Origin of the sequence: Neorhizobium sp. BETTINA12A (assembly GCF_023006485.1) — a bacterium.
Taxonomy (GTDB): Bacteria; Pseudomonadota; Alphaproteobacteria; order Rhizobiales; family Rhizobiaceae; genus Neorhizobium.
In genome coordinates this window covers 1-16,487 of the sequence record NZ_JALBGW010000105.1, presented here as the reverse complement: position 1 = coordinate 16,487, position 16,487 = coordinate 1, and the positions used below count along the sequence as shown (strand labels likewise).

Genomic DNA, 16,487 nt, shown 5'->3' with positions numbered 1-16,487 from the left:
AAACTAAAACTCGTCGAACGCGACCGCGCCGCCGATGACGGCCGCGTCTCCGAACTGCGGCTCACCAAGGCCGGGCTGGACGCCGCCGCACTGGTGGAAACCTCGCTGCCGCAGCACGAGGCCGACCTGCTGCGGTTTTTGTCCGTCGAGGAGCGGCAAGCGTTTCTGGAACTGCTCGACAAGGCGATTGCCGGCGCTGAGGCGGCGATCGAGGGGCAGGAGAACGTGGAGTAGCGGGACTCGATACGGCGGCCCTAAGCTGCCCTCGTTCTCCTTTCCTTTATGGAGAGCCATCCCAACCTCTCCGCAGCTATCCAACCTCTCCGTCGTCATCCTCGAGCTCGACCCGAGGATCCATCCACGCGAAGTCCTTCACGTGAAATGAGCCCTTCGCCGCAGACGCGGCGCTGAATCCTCGGGTCGAGCCCGAGGATGACGGCGTGGTTGGGCAGCCGCCACCGATTTTGAACCAGCGCATAACCCAACGCCATTTCCCAATTGCCACATAACAGGCAGCCTGATACGTTCCGAACATCTGGGAGGAGCTAGATCATGCGGTCATGGCAGGTATTTGAAGCATCGGAAGTGCTCCGGGAGGTCGAGGAGGCGAACCCGCAGCCGGTGGGCTCGGAAGTCGTCGTTTCGGTATCCCATTGCGGGCTTTGCCATTCGGACCTGACCCTGTGGAAGGGCATTTTCGACATGGGCGACAAACAGGTGTCGATCGACAGTATCGGGATGAAGCGCCCGCTCACCCTCGGCCACGAAATCCTCGGCACCGTCACCGCCATCGGCCCCGATGCGACGGACGTGAAGGTCGGCGATGTCAGGCTCGTTTATCCGTGGCTCGGCTGCGGCGAATGCGAAACCTGCCGTGCAGGACAAGAGAACCTCTGCATGCAGGGCCGGCCGCTCGGCATGCGCAGGCCCGGCGGTTTCGGCAGCCATGTGGTGGTGCCACATAGCCGCTATCTGATCGATACCGGAGATCTCGACCCGGCGCTTGCGGCCACCTATGCCTGCTCCGGCCTTACCGCCTATTCCGCCATCCGCAAGGCAATGCCGGTTCGCCCAGACGAGGCGATCGTCGTGGTCGGCGCGGGCGGGCTCGGCCTCAGCGGCATCGTCATCCTCAAGGCGCTCGGGCACCAGAACATCGTCGTGGTCGACGTTTCCGAAGAGAAGCTGAAGATCGCCTCGGATGCCGGCGCCCACAAAACCGTGCTTTCGACCGGCGACGACGTGACGGAGAAGATCGTCGACGCAGTGGGCCGGCCGGTGCGCACCATCATCGATTTCGTCAACAACAGCCAGACGGCCGCCTTTTGTTTCCCGGCGCTGGCGCGCGGCGGCCGCATCATCATGGTCGGCATGTTCGGCGGCCAGTTGACCATCCCGACCATGCGCATGGCGCAAGGGGGCCTGAGCCTGATCGGCAGCATCACCGGTTCGCTGCAGGAATTGCAGGATCTGGTGGAGCTCGCCAAAAGCGGAAGGCTCGACGCCATCCCCTACGAGGCCGTCCCGAAATCATCGATCAACGACGCGATGAGCCGGCTCTCCAAGGGCGCGGTCAAGGGCCGCATCGTTCTGGAGGAGGAACCGGCGTGAGTGCGCAGCAAGGCGAAATGACCGAAGCCCCGATGATCGAGGTCTGGCGCGGCAGCGTTCGCCAATGGGAGGTGGACGAAAACGCGCACTGGAACACCCAGTATTACGTCGCCCGTGCCAATGAGGGCGTGGCGGTTCTGTTCGGCCTCAACGGCCTGACAGGTCTGTTTTCGCCCAAGTCTCCAACGACGATCACCTATAACGAACATCATATCCGTTTCCATCGCGAAGCGCATGCCGGCACGTCGCTGCATATGACAGGCGGTTTCCTCGAGATCGGCGAGACGACGGCGTTTGCGGTGCTGATGCTTTACAACAGCCATTCCGGCCAGCTGGCCGCGAGCTTCAGGGTCCGGCTGACCCATGTGGATACGGCCGACCTCAAGACGCGCCTCCCCTGGCCAGTGGCCTTCCGCGAAAAGGCTTCAGCCTCGCTGGTCGACGCTCCCAGAGAGGCACTCGCCCGCGGCACCGGCAATGAGCCGGTGACGATCAGCGCCTCACGCGACCGGGCAATCACGCTCGGCCTGAAACGCACCGCGATGAGCCTGATCGAGCCGGAGGCCTGCGACGCATTCCACCGCCTCGGCCCCCAGAAATTCATCGGCGCGGTCGGCGGCGGGGTGAAACAGCTCACCGGCCCGATCCGCGAAATCGTCAGCAAGCACGCCGAAACGCCGCCCGGCAAGGTCGGCGGCGCGGTGCTGGAATTCCGCATCCTTTATGGCGAAACGCCGCGTCTCGGCGACTGTTTCGAGATCTGGGGCGGGTTGCAGAAGACCGACCAGCGCGTCATGTCGCTGATCTTCTGGATGGTCGATCCCTTCACCGGCCGGGTATTCGGCACGATGCAATCGGTCGCTGTCGTGTTCGATCTCGATGCACGGGCGATCGTGCAAATCTCGCCGGCGGCCACGGAGGCGCTGGCTCCGCTGGTGACCGAAGGTCTGGCGCTTTAGGCGGCCGCTCTTGGGAACCGCGTAGACCCGAGGCAGTTCAGGCTCTCACCTCGAAGATCATGTTGAATGGAGTTTCGCTCGCCCGTCGGAAGTGCGAATAGCCGGCGTCGAGCACCACCTTGCGAAGCTTCATCTCCCCAGCCTGCGCTCCAAGGCCAAGGCCTACCTCCTGTGCCATGGAGGCGGGGGTGCAGATCATCGTCGAGGCGCCGTAATAAACGCGCCCGACCGGGTTGAGGTTGTCCTTCAGGCCGTCATGCGCGAAAGGTTCGACGATCATCCAGGTGCCACCCTTCGCCATCGTCTCGCGGATATGACGGCCCGCTCCGACCGGATCGCCCATATCGTGCAGGCAGTCGAACATGGCGACGAGATCGTAATTGCCGCCGGGGAATTCCTTCGCCGAAGCCTGGTGGAACGTCACCCGGTCGCCGACGCCAGCCTCCTGCGCCGCACGCTTTGCGCGTTCAATGGAGGGGGCATGGTAGTCGAACCCGTGAAAATGCGACTTCGGAAAGGCCTTGGCCATGAGGATCGTCGAGGCGCCATGGCCACAGCCGACGTCGGCGACCTCCGCCCCTCGCTCCAGCTTTTCCCTGACGCCTTGAAGCGCCGGAATCCATTCGTCGACCAGGTGGCTGTTGTAGCCGGGCCGGAAGAAGCGCTCGGTGCCCCGGAAGAGGCAGGTGCTGTGTTCGTGCCAGCCGAGCCCGCGGCCGGTGCGAAAGGCTTCCTCCACCTTCGGTTCGTCCATCCACATCGACTGGACGATCTCGAAGGCGCCTCCGAAAAAGGCTGGGCTCTCCTCATTGGAAAAAACCATCGCCTGCTCGGGCGTCATTCCGAACTTGTTCGACTTTTCATCGAACATGACGTAGTCGGCCGCAGCCATGGCAGCGAGCCATTCACGCACATTGCGCTCGGTCAGCCCCGTCGTTTCCGCTATTTCCATCGAGGATCGCAGCCGCCCGTCCATCATTGCCCGGAACAGGCCAAGATGGTCGCCGAGCACGACGAGAACACCGGACACGCCAGCGCCGAGATCGCCCACCAGCCGACCGACAAGTGCATCGAGTTTCTGCATATCAGGTTCCTGCATGGCACCCTCCATAGATACCGTCAGCCCCCAGCCCAATGGGTTTTACCCAAAGCGATCCTACGCCGGGTCCGCACCCGGTCAATGAAGCATTCGGACTAGGTGGCCGATCAGAAGGCTTAACTCCCCGAGGCATGACAGCATTATTCCGCATCCCTTCTCCCCAACGGGAGAAGGTGCCGGCATGTGGATGAAAGGGATCCTGGCTACGGATCTATGTCAGCGGAACTTTTCCGCCGTCGCAACGCAGTTGATCAGTGCGGCCAGTTCCTTGCGGGAGGCGAAGGAGGTTTCCGGGCTCATCGAGAGAAAGGCCTTGATACCGCGAACGGTCGGCACCGAGTTCTTCTCGAGCTGGCCGACGATGCGTTCGACTTCTGCGTCGATGCCGGCATCGGCGACCGTGATGCCGACGATGCCGAGCATCTTGGCTTCGGTCGCGGGGATCACGTCGCGGGTGAAGACCATACGGGCGAGCGTGGCGCGGGAAACCCGGTCGGCGAGCGCGTTCAAGACGAGGGTGGGCGCGATGTCGTGGTTCATTTCCGGCACCTGGAAACTGGCGCTTTCGGCAGCGATCGCCACGTCCGCGAGAGCCGCGATGGCGCAGCCGACGCCGGCGGCCCTGCCGCGGATGGCGGTGATGAACGGAACCGGGATTTCGCGCAGCACTTCATAAAAATCGAGGACCGGATCGGAGATCGCGGTGCGCAGGTCGAGCGCGGTGGCACGAGAACCCGCAGCCGGCATGGCGGCGCTGCGGCCGGTGCAGAAATCGCCGCCCTTGGCGTTCATCAGCACGACGCGGGTTTCCGGCGACAGGGATTTCAGCGTAGCGGTGATGGCCTGCGCCATCTCGGGCGTCAGCGCATTGCCCTTGTCGGGACGGTTGAGAGTGATCTCGAGGACGTTCCCCCGGATATTGATCAGGACGTCGGACAATGTTTTCTCCTCACGCTTCTTGTTTGGCTTTTGCCGCCCGGATCGCTCCCCAGATACGGGAGGGCGTTGCCGGCATTTCGATATGGGTGACGCCGAGATCGGCGAGCGCATCGGTGATGGAGTTGATCGTCACGCCGAGCGACGGTGTCGTACCACCCTCGCCGCCCGGACGGAAACCGAGCGGATGGCTTTTGGCCGGCACTTCGCTGATATGGGTGTCGAAGCTCGGGAAATCGGAAGCACGTGCCACCTGATAGTCCATGAAGGTGGCCGACAGATTCTGGCCGGTCTCCTGGTCGTAATGCGACCATTCGAAAAGTGCCTGGCCGACACCCTGGACGATGCCGCCATGGGTCTGGCCATCGACGATCATCGGGTTCAGCGCCTTGCCGACATCGTCGACGGTCGAATAACGCGGAATATGGAAGAACCCGGTTTCCGGGTCGATCTCGATTTCGCAGACCGCAGCGCCGTAGGGATAGGCAAGCCCATGGGTGGTCTCGTCGGAAATCGCCGCAAGCGTGCCCCGCAGCTCGTCCGGCAGGCCGAGATCGTTTTCCGCAGCCTGGGCCGCCTCGAACAGGCTGACGACGCCGTTCGATCCGCGGGCGCGAAAATGGCCGTCGGTGAAGTCGATCTCTTCCGGCGCGACGTTCAGCATGAAGGCGGCGATCCTGCGGCCGCGCTCGATGATCTCGGCAGTCGCCTTGTGCATGACGATGCTCGCAAAGCGCAGCGAGCGTCCGGAATGCGAACCGCCGCCGGCCGAGACGAAATCCGTATCGCTGGCGCGGATCTGCACGACCTCGTGGGAAATGCCGAGGAAGGAGCCGACGAGCTGGGCGAATGCCGTTTCATGCCCCTGCCCGGTGTTCTGGGTGCCGATCACGACGTCAACGATGCCGGCGGTCGGATCGATGGTGATTTCGGCGCGCTCGCGCGGCACGCCGCTGGTGCCCTCGATATAGTTGGAAAGGCCGATGCCGCGATACATGCCGCGTTTGCGGGCTTCAGTGCGGCGCGCCTCGAAACCCTTCCAGTCGGCCATCTCGAGCACCTTGTCCATACAACCGATATAGTCGCCATTGTCGTAAATGACGCCCATCGGGTTGGAATAGGGAGAGGCCTCTTCCGGGATCATGTTGATGCGCCGTAGCTCCACCCGGTCGAAACCGAACTTGCGGGCGGCAAGGTCGATCATCCGCTCGATGATGTACATGGCTTCGGGGCGGCCGGCGCTGCGATAGGGGATGGTTGGCACGGTATTCGACATCGCCGCGCGGAATTCCACATGCGCGACCGGCACCCGGTAAAGGCTAGTCATCAGCTGGATGCCCTTGTTGAGGGGCGTGTAGGACACCGTATGGGCGCCGATATTGCTGGTATTGACCGAATGGAACGCGAGGAACCTACCGTTTTCGTCGAGCGCAAGCCTGGCCTTCACATGCAGGTCGCGGCCCTGGAAGTCCGACAGGAATGCCTCGATGCGCTCCGCCTGGTGCTTGACCGGCCGACCGGTGAGCTTGGCGGCGTAAGGCAACAGCACGAATTCCGGATAGGTGGCGTTGCGGGTGCCGAAATTGCCGCCGACATCGCGGGGCGCAACGACGCGGACGAAGGCCATGTCGACGCCGAGAGACGCAGCAATCTGCTCGCGCATCATCACGACGCCATGACCGCCGGAGGCGTGGATGGTGAATTTGCCGGTCTCCGGGTCGTATTCGGCGGAGGAGGAACGCGGCTCCATGTGGACGCCGGTGACGCGCTGCGCCCAGCTGGTAAATTCGAGGACATGAGCGGCCTTGGCGAATGCCTCTGCGGTGCCGGCCCTGTCGCCGACTTCGCCGTCCATCGCCTTGTTGCCCGGAACGTTGTCCCAGAGCTGCGGTGCGCCTTCTTCCAGCGCGTCGACGCCGCGCACGACCGCGGGCAGTTCCTCCCAGTCGATCTCGATTGCCTCGGCGGCATCCTTGGCGAGATTGGTGCTCTCGGCGATCACCATGGCCACCGCCTCGCCGACGAAACGGGCACGGTCGGTCGGCAGCGCCTGGTGATGGGTGCGGGCGCGCTCGGTGCCGTCGTAGTTCTTGATGCGGATGTCGGAGCCGAACTGCGAACTGCCGATTGCATGCGGGATCGGCGCAATGCCGGCCGCTACGATATCCTCGCCGGTCAGGACGGCGAGCACGCCCGGCATGTCGCGGGCAGCCGACGTGTCGATGCCGCGGATGAGTGCATGGGCATGCGGCGAACGCACGAAGGCGGCATAGGCCGTGTTTTCGAATTTGAGGTCGTCGGCATACTGGCCCTTGCCGGTGATCAACCGGTTATCTTCCTTGCGCCTGACGTCTTCACCGATCATGCCATTCCTCCCATTCACATCGTCCCACATATCCCGGACGATGGCATTCCGCATGCGGCTCTTGGGCCTTCCTGAAGCGAAACGCAAATCAATTCATAATAGACACATTATATCCGTCAATGTTGAAAATTACAGCTTGCGAAAATTGGCCTATAAAGCCTTTCTCTTTCGACGACAGCCGAGCGCCCACCGGAATGAGGGAAAACGCAATGTCCCTACAAGAAAAAAGGCCCAGACCGAGGTCTGGGCCAAGCTTCCCCTGGGAAGGGTATCGCCTCAGGCGGCCTCCGGTCCCTGGTTGAGCACGTAGCCGGGGCCACGCTTCAGGAAGTCGGTCCAGAGCCGCAGTGTACGTTCCGGCTGGTCGACCTCGATCGAATGGGCGGCGTCGAAGATGAAAGCGCGTTGCGACGTCGGGATGTTGCGCTTCAGGTGTGCGCCGGCCTCCGCCGGCACGACCTTGTCTTCAGTGCCGAGCAGGATCAGCGTCACCGCCTCGATCGAGGGCAGGCGCTCACCAAGTGCCTCGTCAACGTGAATGTCATTCGCGAGGCGCTCGTAGGTTTTGCCGTTGTTGGCCATGACATCCGGCGACTTCGGCGTCGACTTGATCTTCTGCGGATGCGCATAGAGCGCCTTGAAGCGCGCGTCCGGATCGGCGGGGAGCCCGCCCTTGCCTTCGAAGCGGAACCCGGCCGGGACGCCGAGGATCAGGTGGTCGACCATTTTCGGGTGCTCGGCGGCAAGCCACAAAGCCGACCAGCTGCCGAAGGAGGAACCGATCACGTCGAACCGCGGGCCGACCAGCTTTTCGGCGAATTCGGCGACCATGGCCACCCAGTCCCGCACCGTCTTCAGGTTTTCGTTGCCCTCGGTGCCGTCGAAGCCCGGGCAGACCGGCGCATAGACCGTGTGGTTGCCGGTCAGCGCCTTCAGCGGCTCGGTCAGCATCACGCCGCCGGCGGCATGCAGGTAGACAACCGGCTGCCCCGTGCCGCCGACATGATAGGAGAGCCTGCCGCAGGAAAGCTCGATCGTCTTCAATTCAAAGCTCATGGATCAAACTCCTCTTACAGACCAGCAACTTCGGGGGCAACGCGGTCGCGGAACAGTTCCATGCCGCGGCGAACGACGCTGCCCGGCATGTTGCCGACCTTGATCGTCAGGTTCAGCAGGCCGCAATCGAGTTCCCGGCGCAGGCGCTTGATCTGCCTGATGACCGATTGGGGGCTGCCGCAGATGATCGAACCGGCTTCGATCTGTTCTTCCACCGTGCGGCCGCGCAGCGTTGCGAGGCGCTTCTGGAAGTTTTCGCCGGCGTCGGCCTCGGTATAGTAGCGGCTCTGCCCGAGCACGAGCTGCTGGGCGGAGCGCTGCGGGCGCATCAGCGTCTGGTGGAAATAGGTCTGGGCGGCGGCCATGTGGTGCCTGGCCTCCTCGTCCGTATCGGCAATGCAGATCTGCTGGCCGACCAGGATATCGTCCGGCGTCGGTTCCCAGCCATAGGAACGGGCGGTCTTCTTGAAATTCTCGACGGCAGCCTTGGCGATCGACAGGTCCTGGATCAGCGTGATGCCCATGATGGCGCGCATCTTGGCGACGAATTCGGCCGATTCCGCGTTGCTGGCGGACATCAGGATGCGCGGATGCGGCTTCTGGATCGGCTTCGGCCAGATCGAGATAGCCGGGAACTGATAGTGCTCGCCTTCCCAGCCGAAGGGCTCGTCCTCGGTCCAGCACTTGATGATCAGCTCGGTCGCTTCGCGCAACCGGCTGCGGGATTCGCTCGGGGGGATGTTGTAGGCGATGTATTCGTGCGGGATGCCGCGCAGGAAGCCGGCGACGAGGCGGCCGCCCGACATCACGTCGATCATCGCATATTCTTCAGCGACGCGGACCGGGTTCAGGAGCGGCAGCAGGTTGCCGACGATGGCGATCTTCGCCTTGGACGTCTGGCGGGCGAGCGCGCCGGCGATCAGGTTCGGGTTGGACATCAGGCCGTAGGGGCTGAAATGGTGCTCGTTGCAGCCCACCCAGTCGAAACCGTAATTCTCGGCATCGACCATCTCGTCGATATATTCGTTGTAGAGCGCCTGGATTCGGGTGCTGTCGATCCCGTGGGTACTGACCGGCCATTCATGCGGCAGCTTGTCGTAATCGGGATAAGGCATCAGGTGGAAGAAATTGAACTTCATGGAAAGCTCCGCTGGGACCGCGGCCGGCTGAGGACAACGGATCCGACGATGGGGATTGAAAATTGGATCAGTTGCTGGCGACGAGGCGCGGCACGGCGTCTCCGACGCGGCTTGCCATCATCATTTCGGCAAAGCCGACGACCTGCGAGGCGACGATTTCGAGCGGCTGGGCGACCTCGCGGCGGGCCGGACGGCCGTCGACGAAAGGTTTCTCGTTGGACTTGATGGTCGCCGCGTAAGGGGTCGGCCAACCGCGCAGCGCATGCACGATCGAGCGCAGCCCGATCAGCGTCGAGCCGAGCGCCTGGTCGCCGGCGGCGCAGATAATGCAGCCGACGGCGCGGCCCTCGAAATAGGAGCGGGCGTCCTCGCGCATATCTTCCGTATAGTCGATGACGTTCTTGATCATGCCGGACATGCCGCCGTGATAGCTCGGCGTTGCGATGACGATGCCGTCGGCGCGACGAAGGGACTGAAGAAGATTAAGGGCGGCCGGCGTGCGGTCCGTCACGCCCGGATCGAAGAGCGGCAGTTCGAGCGCCGTGCCGCAGATGAGGTCGGTTTCCGCGCCGGCCTTTTCGGCCGCGGCAAGGCAATGGCGCAGGGCGAGCTCGGAGCTCGAGCCGGGGCGCTGGGTTCCGCCGATACCGACGATAAAAGGTTTGCGGGCTTGAGTCATGGTGGTCTCCTCCCTCGGCCGTAGCCGATTGCCTTGTCAGGCCTCCTGAAGAAATATTTGTATACCTTTTATGCGGAAGTCAAGGCATAACCATCGTATAAGAGCTTGCCACGCTAGTCTGGTATACACTTTTTGACGATAGACGATTGTCATATTTTCCCGCATCATCATCACGACAAGGAAAAGGTGGCCGCTTGACCAAGGAGACAACCAGAGACGATGCCAAGGACGGGGCAACGCAGAGCGCTGTCGAAACTGCCTATCACCGTATCCGGCATCTGATCCTCACCGGCGAAATGCGCTCCGGCGACAAGCTGCTCGAAAACCAGCTTGCCGCCGCGATCGGGGTGTCCCGCACGCCGATCCGCGAGGCGTTGAACCGGCTGAGCGCTGAGGGCCTGGTGGTGCTGGAACGTTACCGGCGGGGGATCGTCGCGGATTTCTCGCTCGACGACGCGATCGAGATCTTTCGGCTGCGCGCCATTCTCGAAGGCCATGCGACCAGCCGCGCCGCCACACGCATTTCGGAAGCCGACCTGCAGCGGCTGCAGGAGCTGGAACGGGTGATGGAGGCCCAGTTCGAGGAACTCGGCTGGAACGAACACCTCGAAGGCTTCGACAGGCTCAACGCCGAATTCCACGCGGTGATCGCCGCCGCCGCCGAAAGCCCGCGGCTCGAAAAGATCCTCGCCTCTTCGCTGGAACTGCCGGCGTCGATCTTCAACCGCTATTCGGAGCCAGTCGAGGTGCGCACGCGCCGCACCCACGCCCAGCACCGGGAAATCCTCGCGGCGCTCAAGGCCCGCAACCCCGAATGGGCGCAGGCGGCGATGAACGCCCACCTCTTTTCGCTTTTGCCGTCTGCCTCCGGCTCGCTTGAGCATGAAGACGGGGCAAAATGAGTGCGCGGTAGTACCGCTCTCTTCGAAGCTCCCGCCGACTGGCCGTTGCCGACCTGCTACCGGTTGGTCGCCATCCACAGGACGTGGCGGCCGCCGCGCTTGCCATTGGCGCGCACAAAGATTTCCTCGGCGGCAAAACCCGCATCCCGCAGCCGGCGGGTAAAGGCGGCATCCGGCGCCGACGACCAGACAGCCAGGACGCCATTTTCGCGCAGTGCAGCCTTGGCGGCCCGGAGCCCGGCGTGATTATAAAGGCTGTCGTTGGAGGCCCGCGTCAGCCCGTCGGGGCCGTTGTCGACATCGAGCAGGATCGCATCGTAGGCGCCGTTGCGCGACCGGATCAGCGCCCCGACATCACCGACATGAATATCGACACGCGGATCATCGAGCGTGCCCTTGTGAAATTCCGCCATCGGCCCGCGCGCCCAGTCGACCACCGCCGGCACGAGTTCCGCAACGGTGACCCTGGCATCCTCCGGCAAAGCGCCCAGGGCTGCCCGCAGCGTGAACCCCATGCCGAGGCCGCCGATCAGCATCCGGGCATTCTTCCGCCCGGAAATCCGCTCGCAGGAGAGTGTCGCCAGCGCCTCTTCCGAACCACTCAGCCGGCTGTTCATCAACTCCGTCGAACCGAGCATGATCGAAAACTCGGCGCCGCGCTGCTTCAGGCGCAATTCGCCGCCTTCGCCGGGTATGGTTGCACGGTCGAGCTGGATCCAGGGAAGCATCGGCATGTCTCATTGTCTTGCGTGAGGCCTCCTAACACAGACCTCATGCGAAAAACACAGCTATGCATTCCGTCATCGTCGAATGGACAGCCAAAGGGAAATCGAGCCTATGGACACGTTGAAGGGAGGTCGTTCAGCCTCCGTCGCCCGGCTTCCAGCCGATCGGCGGAGGTGGAAATGTAAGTGCCTCGATCAGCACGGGGACGAACTTTTCAAGTTCGTCATCGGTAAGCTCCGGATAACCGTCTCCGTTCGGAAAATCATCCGAGCACGCGTCGTCGTTTTTTGGAATCATGTCTCGCCCCAGCCCGCGGCGAACATGCATGGAATTTGGCAAATAGCATCATCTTTTCGATGTCGTACTGCAAAAATAAAAAGGCCCGCGCCTTTTTCCCCCTGCGCGGGCCTCTCCTAAGCCGGTACCTCTTCTACGTTCGGCTTAGGATGCAGTCATTGTACTCCCGACTGCGAAGTCCTCAACTCGTCCAAAGGACCTAGCGCAAGGGGTATAGCCCCGAGGGGGTAGCGGCCGGCTTTTTTGGGGCGCCGGCCGCTGAGACCGCATCGACTGGGGGGTGACAATTGCGCGGTCCTACGCCTCAAATGACGGCATTCACAACCGCACATCAAGCTGAACCTTGGGTGATATGGCTACGCCCAAAGGCTTCATAGCGTTACCAAACTCATCAAATCGGCGCCCCCCTCAAGCCGCCGTCCTGGATGTCGCGTTGCGCAGATACGGCATGACCTCCCTGGAATAGATCTCCATGTTCTTACGGGTTAGCTCGGCCGGTAGGGTGCCGAACTGCAGGAGCGTCAAAAGATGACCGAAGCCGATCTGGGCCTGGTACTCTTCCAGCTTCTCCCGCACCGTCGCCGGGCTGCCGCAGATGAACTTGCCCTCTTCGATGACGCTGTCGATCGTCTGCTTCATCGCATGGCCGGCCTTGGCCGACATCGCCCCGACCATCGACTTTACCGAGGTGTAGCCCGGCGGCAGCAGCATCTCCATCGGCATGCGCAGGAACTTCTGCAGGAAGGCCTCGATATGCTCCTTGGCTTCGCGGCGGGCGATCTCGTCGGTCTCGGCGACATAAAGCGGCAGCGACCAGCCGAGCTGATCTTCGGTCGCCTCGTAGCCGTAGCCGGCCGCAACGTCCTTATACATCTTCATGTAGCGGGCGACGGTGGAGACCGAGGCGAAGGTCTGGAGATAGGTGTATTTGCGGTCCGGATGGGCCGCCCATTCGATCGTTTCGCTGGAACCCTGGCTCGGGATCCAGATCGGCGGATGCGGATTGTCCTGGTAGACCCGCGGCCAGACGTTCACGTATTCGAAATTGTAGTGCTTGCCTTCGAAGACGCTCGGGCCGGGTTGCGTCCAGGCCTGCAGGATCAGGTCATGGGCTTCCTGGAACCGCTCATGTGAAAAGGCCGGGTTGACGCCCCAGGAATGGTATTCGGCGCCGATGCCGCGCACCATGCCGGCGATCAGGCGGCCGCCGGTAATGTTGTCGACCATCGCGAATTCTTCCGCCACGGTCAGCGGGTTGTTGAGGAGCGGCAGCGCCCGGCCGAGAATGGCGATCTTGACGTTCTTGGTGCGGCGGGCGAGCGCCCCGGCCATGACGCCCGGGATCGGCATCAGGCCATAGGCGTTCGAATGGTGCTCGTTGACGCAGATGCCGTCGAAACCGAGCTGGTCGGCATATTCGAGCTCGTCCAGGTAACGATTGTAGAGCTGGTGGCCCTTCTTCGGATCGTAATAGGTGTTCGGCAGGGTGACCCAGGCGGAATTGTGCTTCTCGTCATAGGACAGATCGAGATCCGCATAGGGCATCAGGTGCATGAAGTAGAATTTCATCGCGTAACCTCCCCGATGAAGCCATTGACCAGTTCAACGAAACGGTCGGCCTTTTCGATCTGCGGCACATGTCCGCAATTCTCGACGATCTCGAGCCGCGAATTGGGAATGAGGTCGCGCCAGGCCGGAGCGTAACCGACCGGCATCGCCTTGTCGTCGTCGCCCCAGATGATCAGCGCCGGCACGGACACGCGATGCAGCCACTTGTGCAGGTGCGGATTGAGGAAGCGTGGCTCCCAGGCGAGCTTGGCCGACGTGAGCTTGTTCCTGAGAAGGATTTCCATCCCTTCCTTCGACGGCGGCGGGGCGGCCAGCATCGCTTCCGCAAACGCCTGGTCGTGGAAGAGGTTGCGGGCGGTCTCCTCCGGGTTCCACATGAAGACGTCGCCCTTGCGCACGCCCTTCACCCGGATACCGGCCGGCGCCACGACAGTCAGGGAGCCGAGTTTCGTCGCATTGCGGACGGCGATCTCCGCCGCCAGCCAACCGCCGATCGATTGGCCGACCAGGTTGACCTTCTCCAGGCCGAGATGGTCGAGGACATCCAGATAAAAGAAGGCAAGGTCGGAAATATTGTCCAGCCATTCCGGATCGTCGGAGGCGCCGAAACCGGGATGTTCCGGCACGATCACCTCATGGGTTTCGGAAAGCTGCTCCATGAAGGGCAGCCAGCGCGAGGCGCCGCTCGCACCGTGCAGGAAGAGCAGCGGAGCGCCCTTGCCTCCCCGCATCAGCCGGATCTTCGTTCCGGTGACGGTTTCAAAGCTTTCGGTAAAGCTCATCGGTGTTTCACCCTCCCCGGGACCTGACGACCGTTAAGGCAGGCGCTCCTCGGCACCCGCGAATGGCGGCAATCTGTATAACCTTTCGGGGAGGGTCAATATGACTCTGTCAAATTTTGATTGATAATAGCAAATTTCTAACTTGCATCTTCAGCAATTGCATACAAGGTTGGAGCCACTTGGGTGGGTGATTTCGCTTGATCAGGCGTGGGCGTCCACCGTCCGCCCCTCATCCGGCTACCGCCACCTTCTCCCCGTTCTTGACGGGGAGAAGGGATATGCCGCACCGTCGCCGCTCCCCCTCGCCCCGCGTGCGGGGAGAGGGTCGCCGAGCGCAGCGGAGGCGGGGTGAGGGGCTGTCACGGCGCCCAGGAGACTAAGGGAGGAGGAAAAATGCAGGCCGAAAAACTATTCGATCTCAAAGGCCAAATCGCCGTCGTCACCGGTGCGGCGAGCGGCCTTGGCCTTGCCATCACCAAGACGCTGGCGGCCAATGGCGCGCATGTGGCGCTGCTCGATCTCAACCCCGAGACGCTTGCCGCCGCCGACCAATGGCTGAACGGCCAGGGCTTTTCCGCCGAAAGCCACCAGGTCGATGTCTCCGACAGCGCGAGCCTGCGCAACACCATCGATGGCATTGCCGAAAAACACGGGCATCTCGATATCCTCGTCGCCAATGCCGGCATCAGCGGTGGGCCGAATTCCCGCACGGAAGCGGGAGCGATCGAAAATGTCAGCGACGAGCTGTGGAACCGGGTGGTGGATGTGAACCTCACCGCCACTTTCGTCGCCATCCAGTCCGCCGCCAGGCATATGAAGAAACAGAGACAAGGCCGCATCGTCGCAATCGCCTCGATCGCCGGCTTGCGCGCCGACCCGATGACCGGTTACGCCTATGCATCCAGCAAGGGCGCCGTCGTCAATCTCGTCAAGCAGGCCTCGTGGGAGCTGGCGCCCTATAACGTGCTCGTTAACGGCATCGCCCCCGGCCCCTTCCGCACCAATATCGCCGGCGGCCGCATTCGCGAACCGGAGGTGGAAAAGGCCTTTGCCGACACGGTGCCGCTCGGCCGCATTGCCGAGACGGACGAGATCATGGGCCTCGCCCTGCTTTTGGCATCGAAGGCCTCGAGCTTCATGACCGGCGCGGTAATCCCGATCGACGGTGGTACGATCGCTATTTGAGCCGACGTGAACGTCGGAATTGACAATATCAGGCTCCCTGCTTTATCCCCTTGAAGTGGACGAGGAAGCCGGGTTTGAGAAAAACCCGAAATTGACGAATGCCAGACGCACTCGTCTCATGAAAACGGAGGAGACGACCATGAACATCGCGACCAATCCAGCCCGTTCGTTCGACGCTTACCAGTCCGCGCGTCTCCTGATCGATGGCGTCTGGCTGGAGAATGGCGACCGCAAGACGCAGCCTCTCGTCAATCCGGCCACCGAAAAAGTGATCGGCGTTGTGCCGCATGCGACGGCGCAGGATCTCGACCGGGCGCTCGAAGCTGCAAAGCGAGCCTTTCCGCTGTGGCGTGCGACGAGCCCGCGCGAACGCGGCCGCATCCTGAAGCGCGCAGCACAATTGATGCACGACCGGCAGGAAGAGATCGCCACCCTTGCCACTCTCGAAATGGGCAAGCCGATCGCCGAAGCGCGGCTGGAAACCCATTTTGCCACCGAAGAAATGGAGTGGTTCGCCGAGGAAGGCCGCCGCACCTATGGCCGCGTCATTCCCGGCCGCATCGGCGAAACCCGCTTCCAGGTCGTCAAGGAACCGGTCGGCCCGACGGCCGGTTTTTCGGCGTGGAACTTCCCGGTCGGCAATGCCGCCCGCAAGATGGGCTCGGCGCTCGCCGCCGGTTGCACGATGATCTACAAGCCCGGCGAAGAAGCACCGGCGTCTGCCGCGGCTGTCGCCCAATGCCTTCTCGATGCAGGCGTTCCGGCCGGCGTCATCGCCGTCGTCTATGGCATCCCCGACTTCATCTCGCGCCACCTGCTCGCCTCCCCGATCATCCGCAAGATCTCGTTTACCGGCTCGGTCCCGGTCGGCCAGCACCTCATCCGGCTTGCCTCGGAAACCCTGAAGCGCACCACGATGGAGCTCGGCGGCCATGCGCCGGTGCTCGTCTTCGATGACGCCGACCAGACCGCGGCGCTCGACATGTCGGTGCAGCGCAAATACCGCAATGGCGGCCAGGTCTGCGTTTCGCCGACCCGTTTCTACGTGCAGGACAAGTCCTATGACGCCTTCTGTGCCGGTTTTGCCGAGCGCGCTTCCAAGATCAAACTCGGCGACGGCCTCGATCCTGCGACCGGCATGGGACCGCTGGTGCACGTCCGCCGCCGCGACGCGATCGAGTC

General features: G+C 62.7%; 15 protein-coding genes and 1 pseudogene. 6 read left to right on the top strand and 10 right to left on the bottom strand.

Annotation, left to right across the window (positions count from 1 at the left end; all coding sequences use genetic code 11):
- The 3 genes and pseudogenes from MOV61_RS21035 to MOV61_RS21025 form a co-directional block, all read left to right on the top strand.
- Positions 1-234, top strand: a pseudogene (locus tag MOV61_RS21035) (MarR family transcriptional regulator); the annotation flags it as partial.
- A gap of 318 nt (positions 235-552) precedes the next feature.
- Positions 553-1,611, top strand: coding sequence for an alcohol dehydrogenase (locus MOV61_RS21030; RefSeq protein WP_247137960.1), 1,059 nt, complete (start codon positions 553-555; stop codon positions 1,609-1,611).
- The gene (locus MOV61_RS21025) at positions 1,608-2,570 is read left to right on the top strand and encodes a thioesterase family protein (RefSeq protein ID WP_247137959.1); all 963 of its coding nucleotides are present in this window, start codon (positions 1,608-1,610) and stop codon (positions 2,568-2,570) included. Before MOV61_RS21030 ends, MOV61_RS21025 begins: the two co-directional genes overlap by 4 nt.
- A 37-nt stretch (positions 2,571-2,607) precedes the next feature.
- On the opposite strand, the gene MOV61_RS21020 is transcribed toward MOV61_RS21025, so the two are convergent.
- The 6 genes from MOV61_RS21020 to MOV61_RS20995 form a co-directional block, all read right to left on the bottom strand.
- A complete protein-coding gene (locus MOV61_RS21020; RefSeq protein WP_247137958.1) occupies positions 2,608-3,669 on the bottom strand; it encodes a class I SAM-dependent methyltransferase in 1,062 nt (353 codons plus the stop codon).
- Positions 3,670-3,885: 216 nt separating this feature from the next.
- Positions 3,886-4,608, bottom strand: a complete 723-nt coding sequence (locus MOV61_RS21015) for an enoyl-CoA hydratase/isomerase family protein (RefSeq protein WP_247137957.1) — start codon at positions 4,606-4,608, stop codon at positions 3,886-3,888.
- Between the two features lie 10 nt (positions 4,609-4,618).
- Positions 4,619-6,970, bottom strand: a complete 2,352-nt coding sequence (locus tag MOV61_RS21010; RefSeq protein ID WP_247137956.1) for a xanthine dehydrogenase family protein molybdopterin-binding subunit — start codon at positions 6,968-6,970, stop codon at positions 4,619-4,621.
- A 276-nt stretch (positions 6,971-7,246) separates the two neighbouring features.
- Complete coding sequence (locus MOV61_RS21005; protein WP_247137955.1) at positions 7,247-8,026, bottom strand: alpha/beta fold hydrolase; 780 nt, start codon at positions 8,024-8,026, stop codon at positions 7,247-7,249.
- Between the two features lie 14 nt (positions 8,027-8,040).
- Complete coding sequence (locus tag MOV61_RS21000; RefSeq protein ID WP_247137954.1) at positions 8,041-9,165, bottom strand: LLM class flavin-dependent oxidoreductase; 1,125 nt, start codon at positions 9,163-9,165, stop codon at positions 8,041-8,043.
- Between the two features lie 67 nt (positions 9,166-9,232).
- A complete protein-coding gene (locus tag MOV61_RS20995; RefSeq protein WP_247137953.1) occupies positions 9,233-9,844 on the bottom strand; it encodes an NADPH-dependent FMN reductase in 612 nt (203 codons plus the stop codon).
- A 194-nt stretch (positions 9,845-10,038) separates the two neighbouring features.
- Between MOV61_RS20995 and MOV61_RS20990 the strand changes: the two genes are divergently transcribed.
- On the top strand, positions 10,039-10,746 hold the full coding sequence (locus MOV61_RS20990; RefSeq protein WP_247137952.1) for a GntR family transcriptional regulator: 708 nt from the start codon (positions 10,039-10,041) through the stop codon (positions 10,744-10,746).
- Between the two features lie 56 nt (positions 10,747-10,802).
- On the opposite strand, the gene MOV61_RS20985 is transcribed toward MOV61_RS20990, so the two are convergent.
- The 4 genes from MOV61_RS20985 to MOV61_RS20970 all read right to left on the bottom strand — a co-directional run bounded on the left by MOV61_RS20985 (position 10,803) and on the right by MOV61_RS20970 (position 14,120).
- Positions 10,803-11,474 carry a spermidine synthase gene (locus MOV61_RS20985; protein WP_247137951.1) on the bottom strand — a complete coding sequence of 224 codons (672 nt, stop codon included), beginning with the start codon at positions 11,472-11,474 and terminating at the stop codon, positions 10,803-10,805.
- A gap of 133 nt (positions 11,475-11,607) precedes the next feature.
- On the bottom strand, positions 11,608-11,769 hold the full coding sequence (locus MOV61_RS20980) for a hypothetical protein (protein WP_157885280.1): 162 nt from the start codon (positions 11,767-11,769) through the stop codon (positions 11,608-11,610).
- Positions 11,770-12,177: 408 nt separating this feature from the next.
- A complete protein-coding gene (locus MOV61_RS20975) occupies positions 12,178-13,338 on the bottom strand; it encodes an LLM class flavin-dependent oxidoreductase (protein WP_040124067.1) in 1,161 nt (386 codons plus the stop codon).
- Positions 13,335-14,120, bottom strand: a complete 786-nt coding sequence (locus tag MOV61_RS20970) for an alpha/beta fold hydrolase (protein WP_247137950.1) — start codon at positions 14,118-14,120, stop codon at positions 13,335-13,337. Before MOV61_RS20970 ends, MOV61_RS20975 begins: the two co-directional genes overlap by 4 nt.
- A 393-nt stretch (positions 14,121-14,513) precedes the next feature.
- Here MOV61_RS20970 and MOV61_RS20965 point away from each other — a divergent pair, with 393 nt between their 5' ends.
- A complete protein-coding gene (locus MOV61_RS20965) occupies positions 14,514-15,305 on the top strand; it encodes an SDR family NAD(P)-dependent oxidoreductase (protein WP_247137949.1) in 792 nt (263 codons plus the stop codon).
- Between the two features lie 139 nt (positions 15,306-15,444).
- A partial coding sequence (locus MOV61_RS20960; RefSeq protein WP_247137948.1) for an aldehyde dehydrogenase family protein occupies positions 15,445-16,487 on the top strand: 1,043 nt, incomplete at its 3' end.

Excerpts from the sequence above, each read along its gene's own strand:
- MOV61_RS21030 (WP_247137960.1), top strand. The coding sequence starts at position 553 with ATGCGGTCATGGCAGGTATTTGAAGCATCGGAAGTGCTCCGGGAGGTC.
- MOV61_RS21020 (WP_247137958.1), bottom strand. The coding sequence starts at position 3,669 with ATGCAGGAACCTGATATGCAGAAACTCGATGCACTTGTCGGTCGGCTG.
- MOV61_RS21010 (WP_247137956.1), bottom strand. The coding sequence starts at position 6,970 with ATGATCGGTGAAGACGTCAGGCGCAAGGAAGATAACCGGTTGATCACC.
- MOV61_RS21005 (WP_247137955.1), bottom strand. The coding sequence starts at position 8,026 with ATGAGCTTTGAATTGAAGACGATCGAGCTTTCCTGCGGCAGGCTCTCC.
- MOV61_RS21000 (WP_247137954.1), bottom strand. The coding sequence starts at position 9,165 with ATGAAGTTCAATTTCTTCCACCTGATGCCTTATCCCGATTACGACAAG.
- MOV61_RS20995 (WP_247137953.1), bottom strand. The coding sequence starts at position 9,844 with ATGACTCAAGCCCGCAAACCTTTTATCGTCGGTATCGGCGGAACCCAG.
- MOV61_RS20985 (WP_247137951.1), bottom strand. The coding sequence starts at position 11,474 with ATGCTTCCCTGGATCCAGCTCGACCGTGCAACCATACCCGGCGAAGGC.
- MOV61_RS20980 (WP_157885280.1), bottom strand. The coding sequence starts at position 11,769 with ATGATTCCAAAAAACGACGACGCGTGCTCGGATGATTTTCCGAACGGA.
- MOV61_RS20975 (WP_040124067.1), bottom strand. The coding sequence starts at position 13,338 with ATGAAATTCTACTTCATGCACCTGATGCCCTATGCGGATCTCGATCTG.
- MOV61_RS20970 (WP_247137950.1), bottom strand. The coding sequence starts at position 14,120 with ATGAGCTTTACCGAAAGCTTTGAAACCGTCACCGGAACGAAGATCCGG.
- MOV61_RS20965 (WP_247137949.1), top strand. The coding sequence starts at position 14,514 with ATGCAGGCCGAAAAACTATTCGATCTCAAAGGCCAAATCGCCGTCGTC.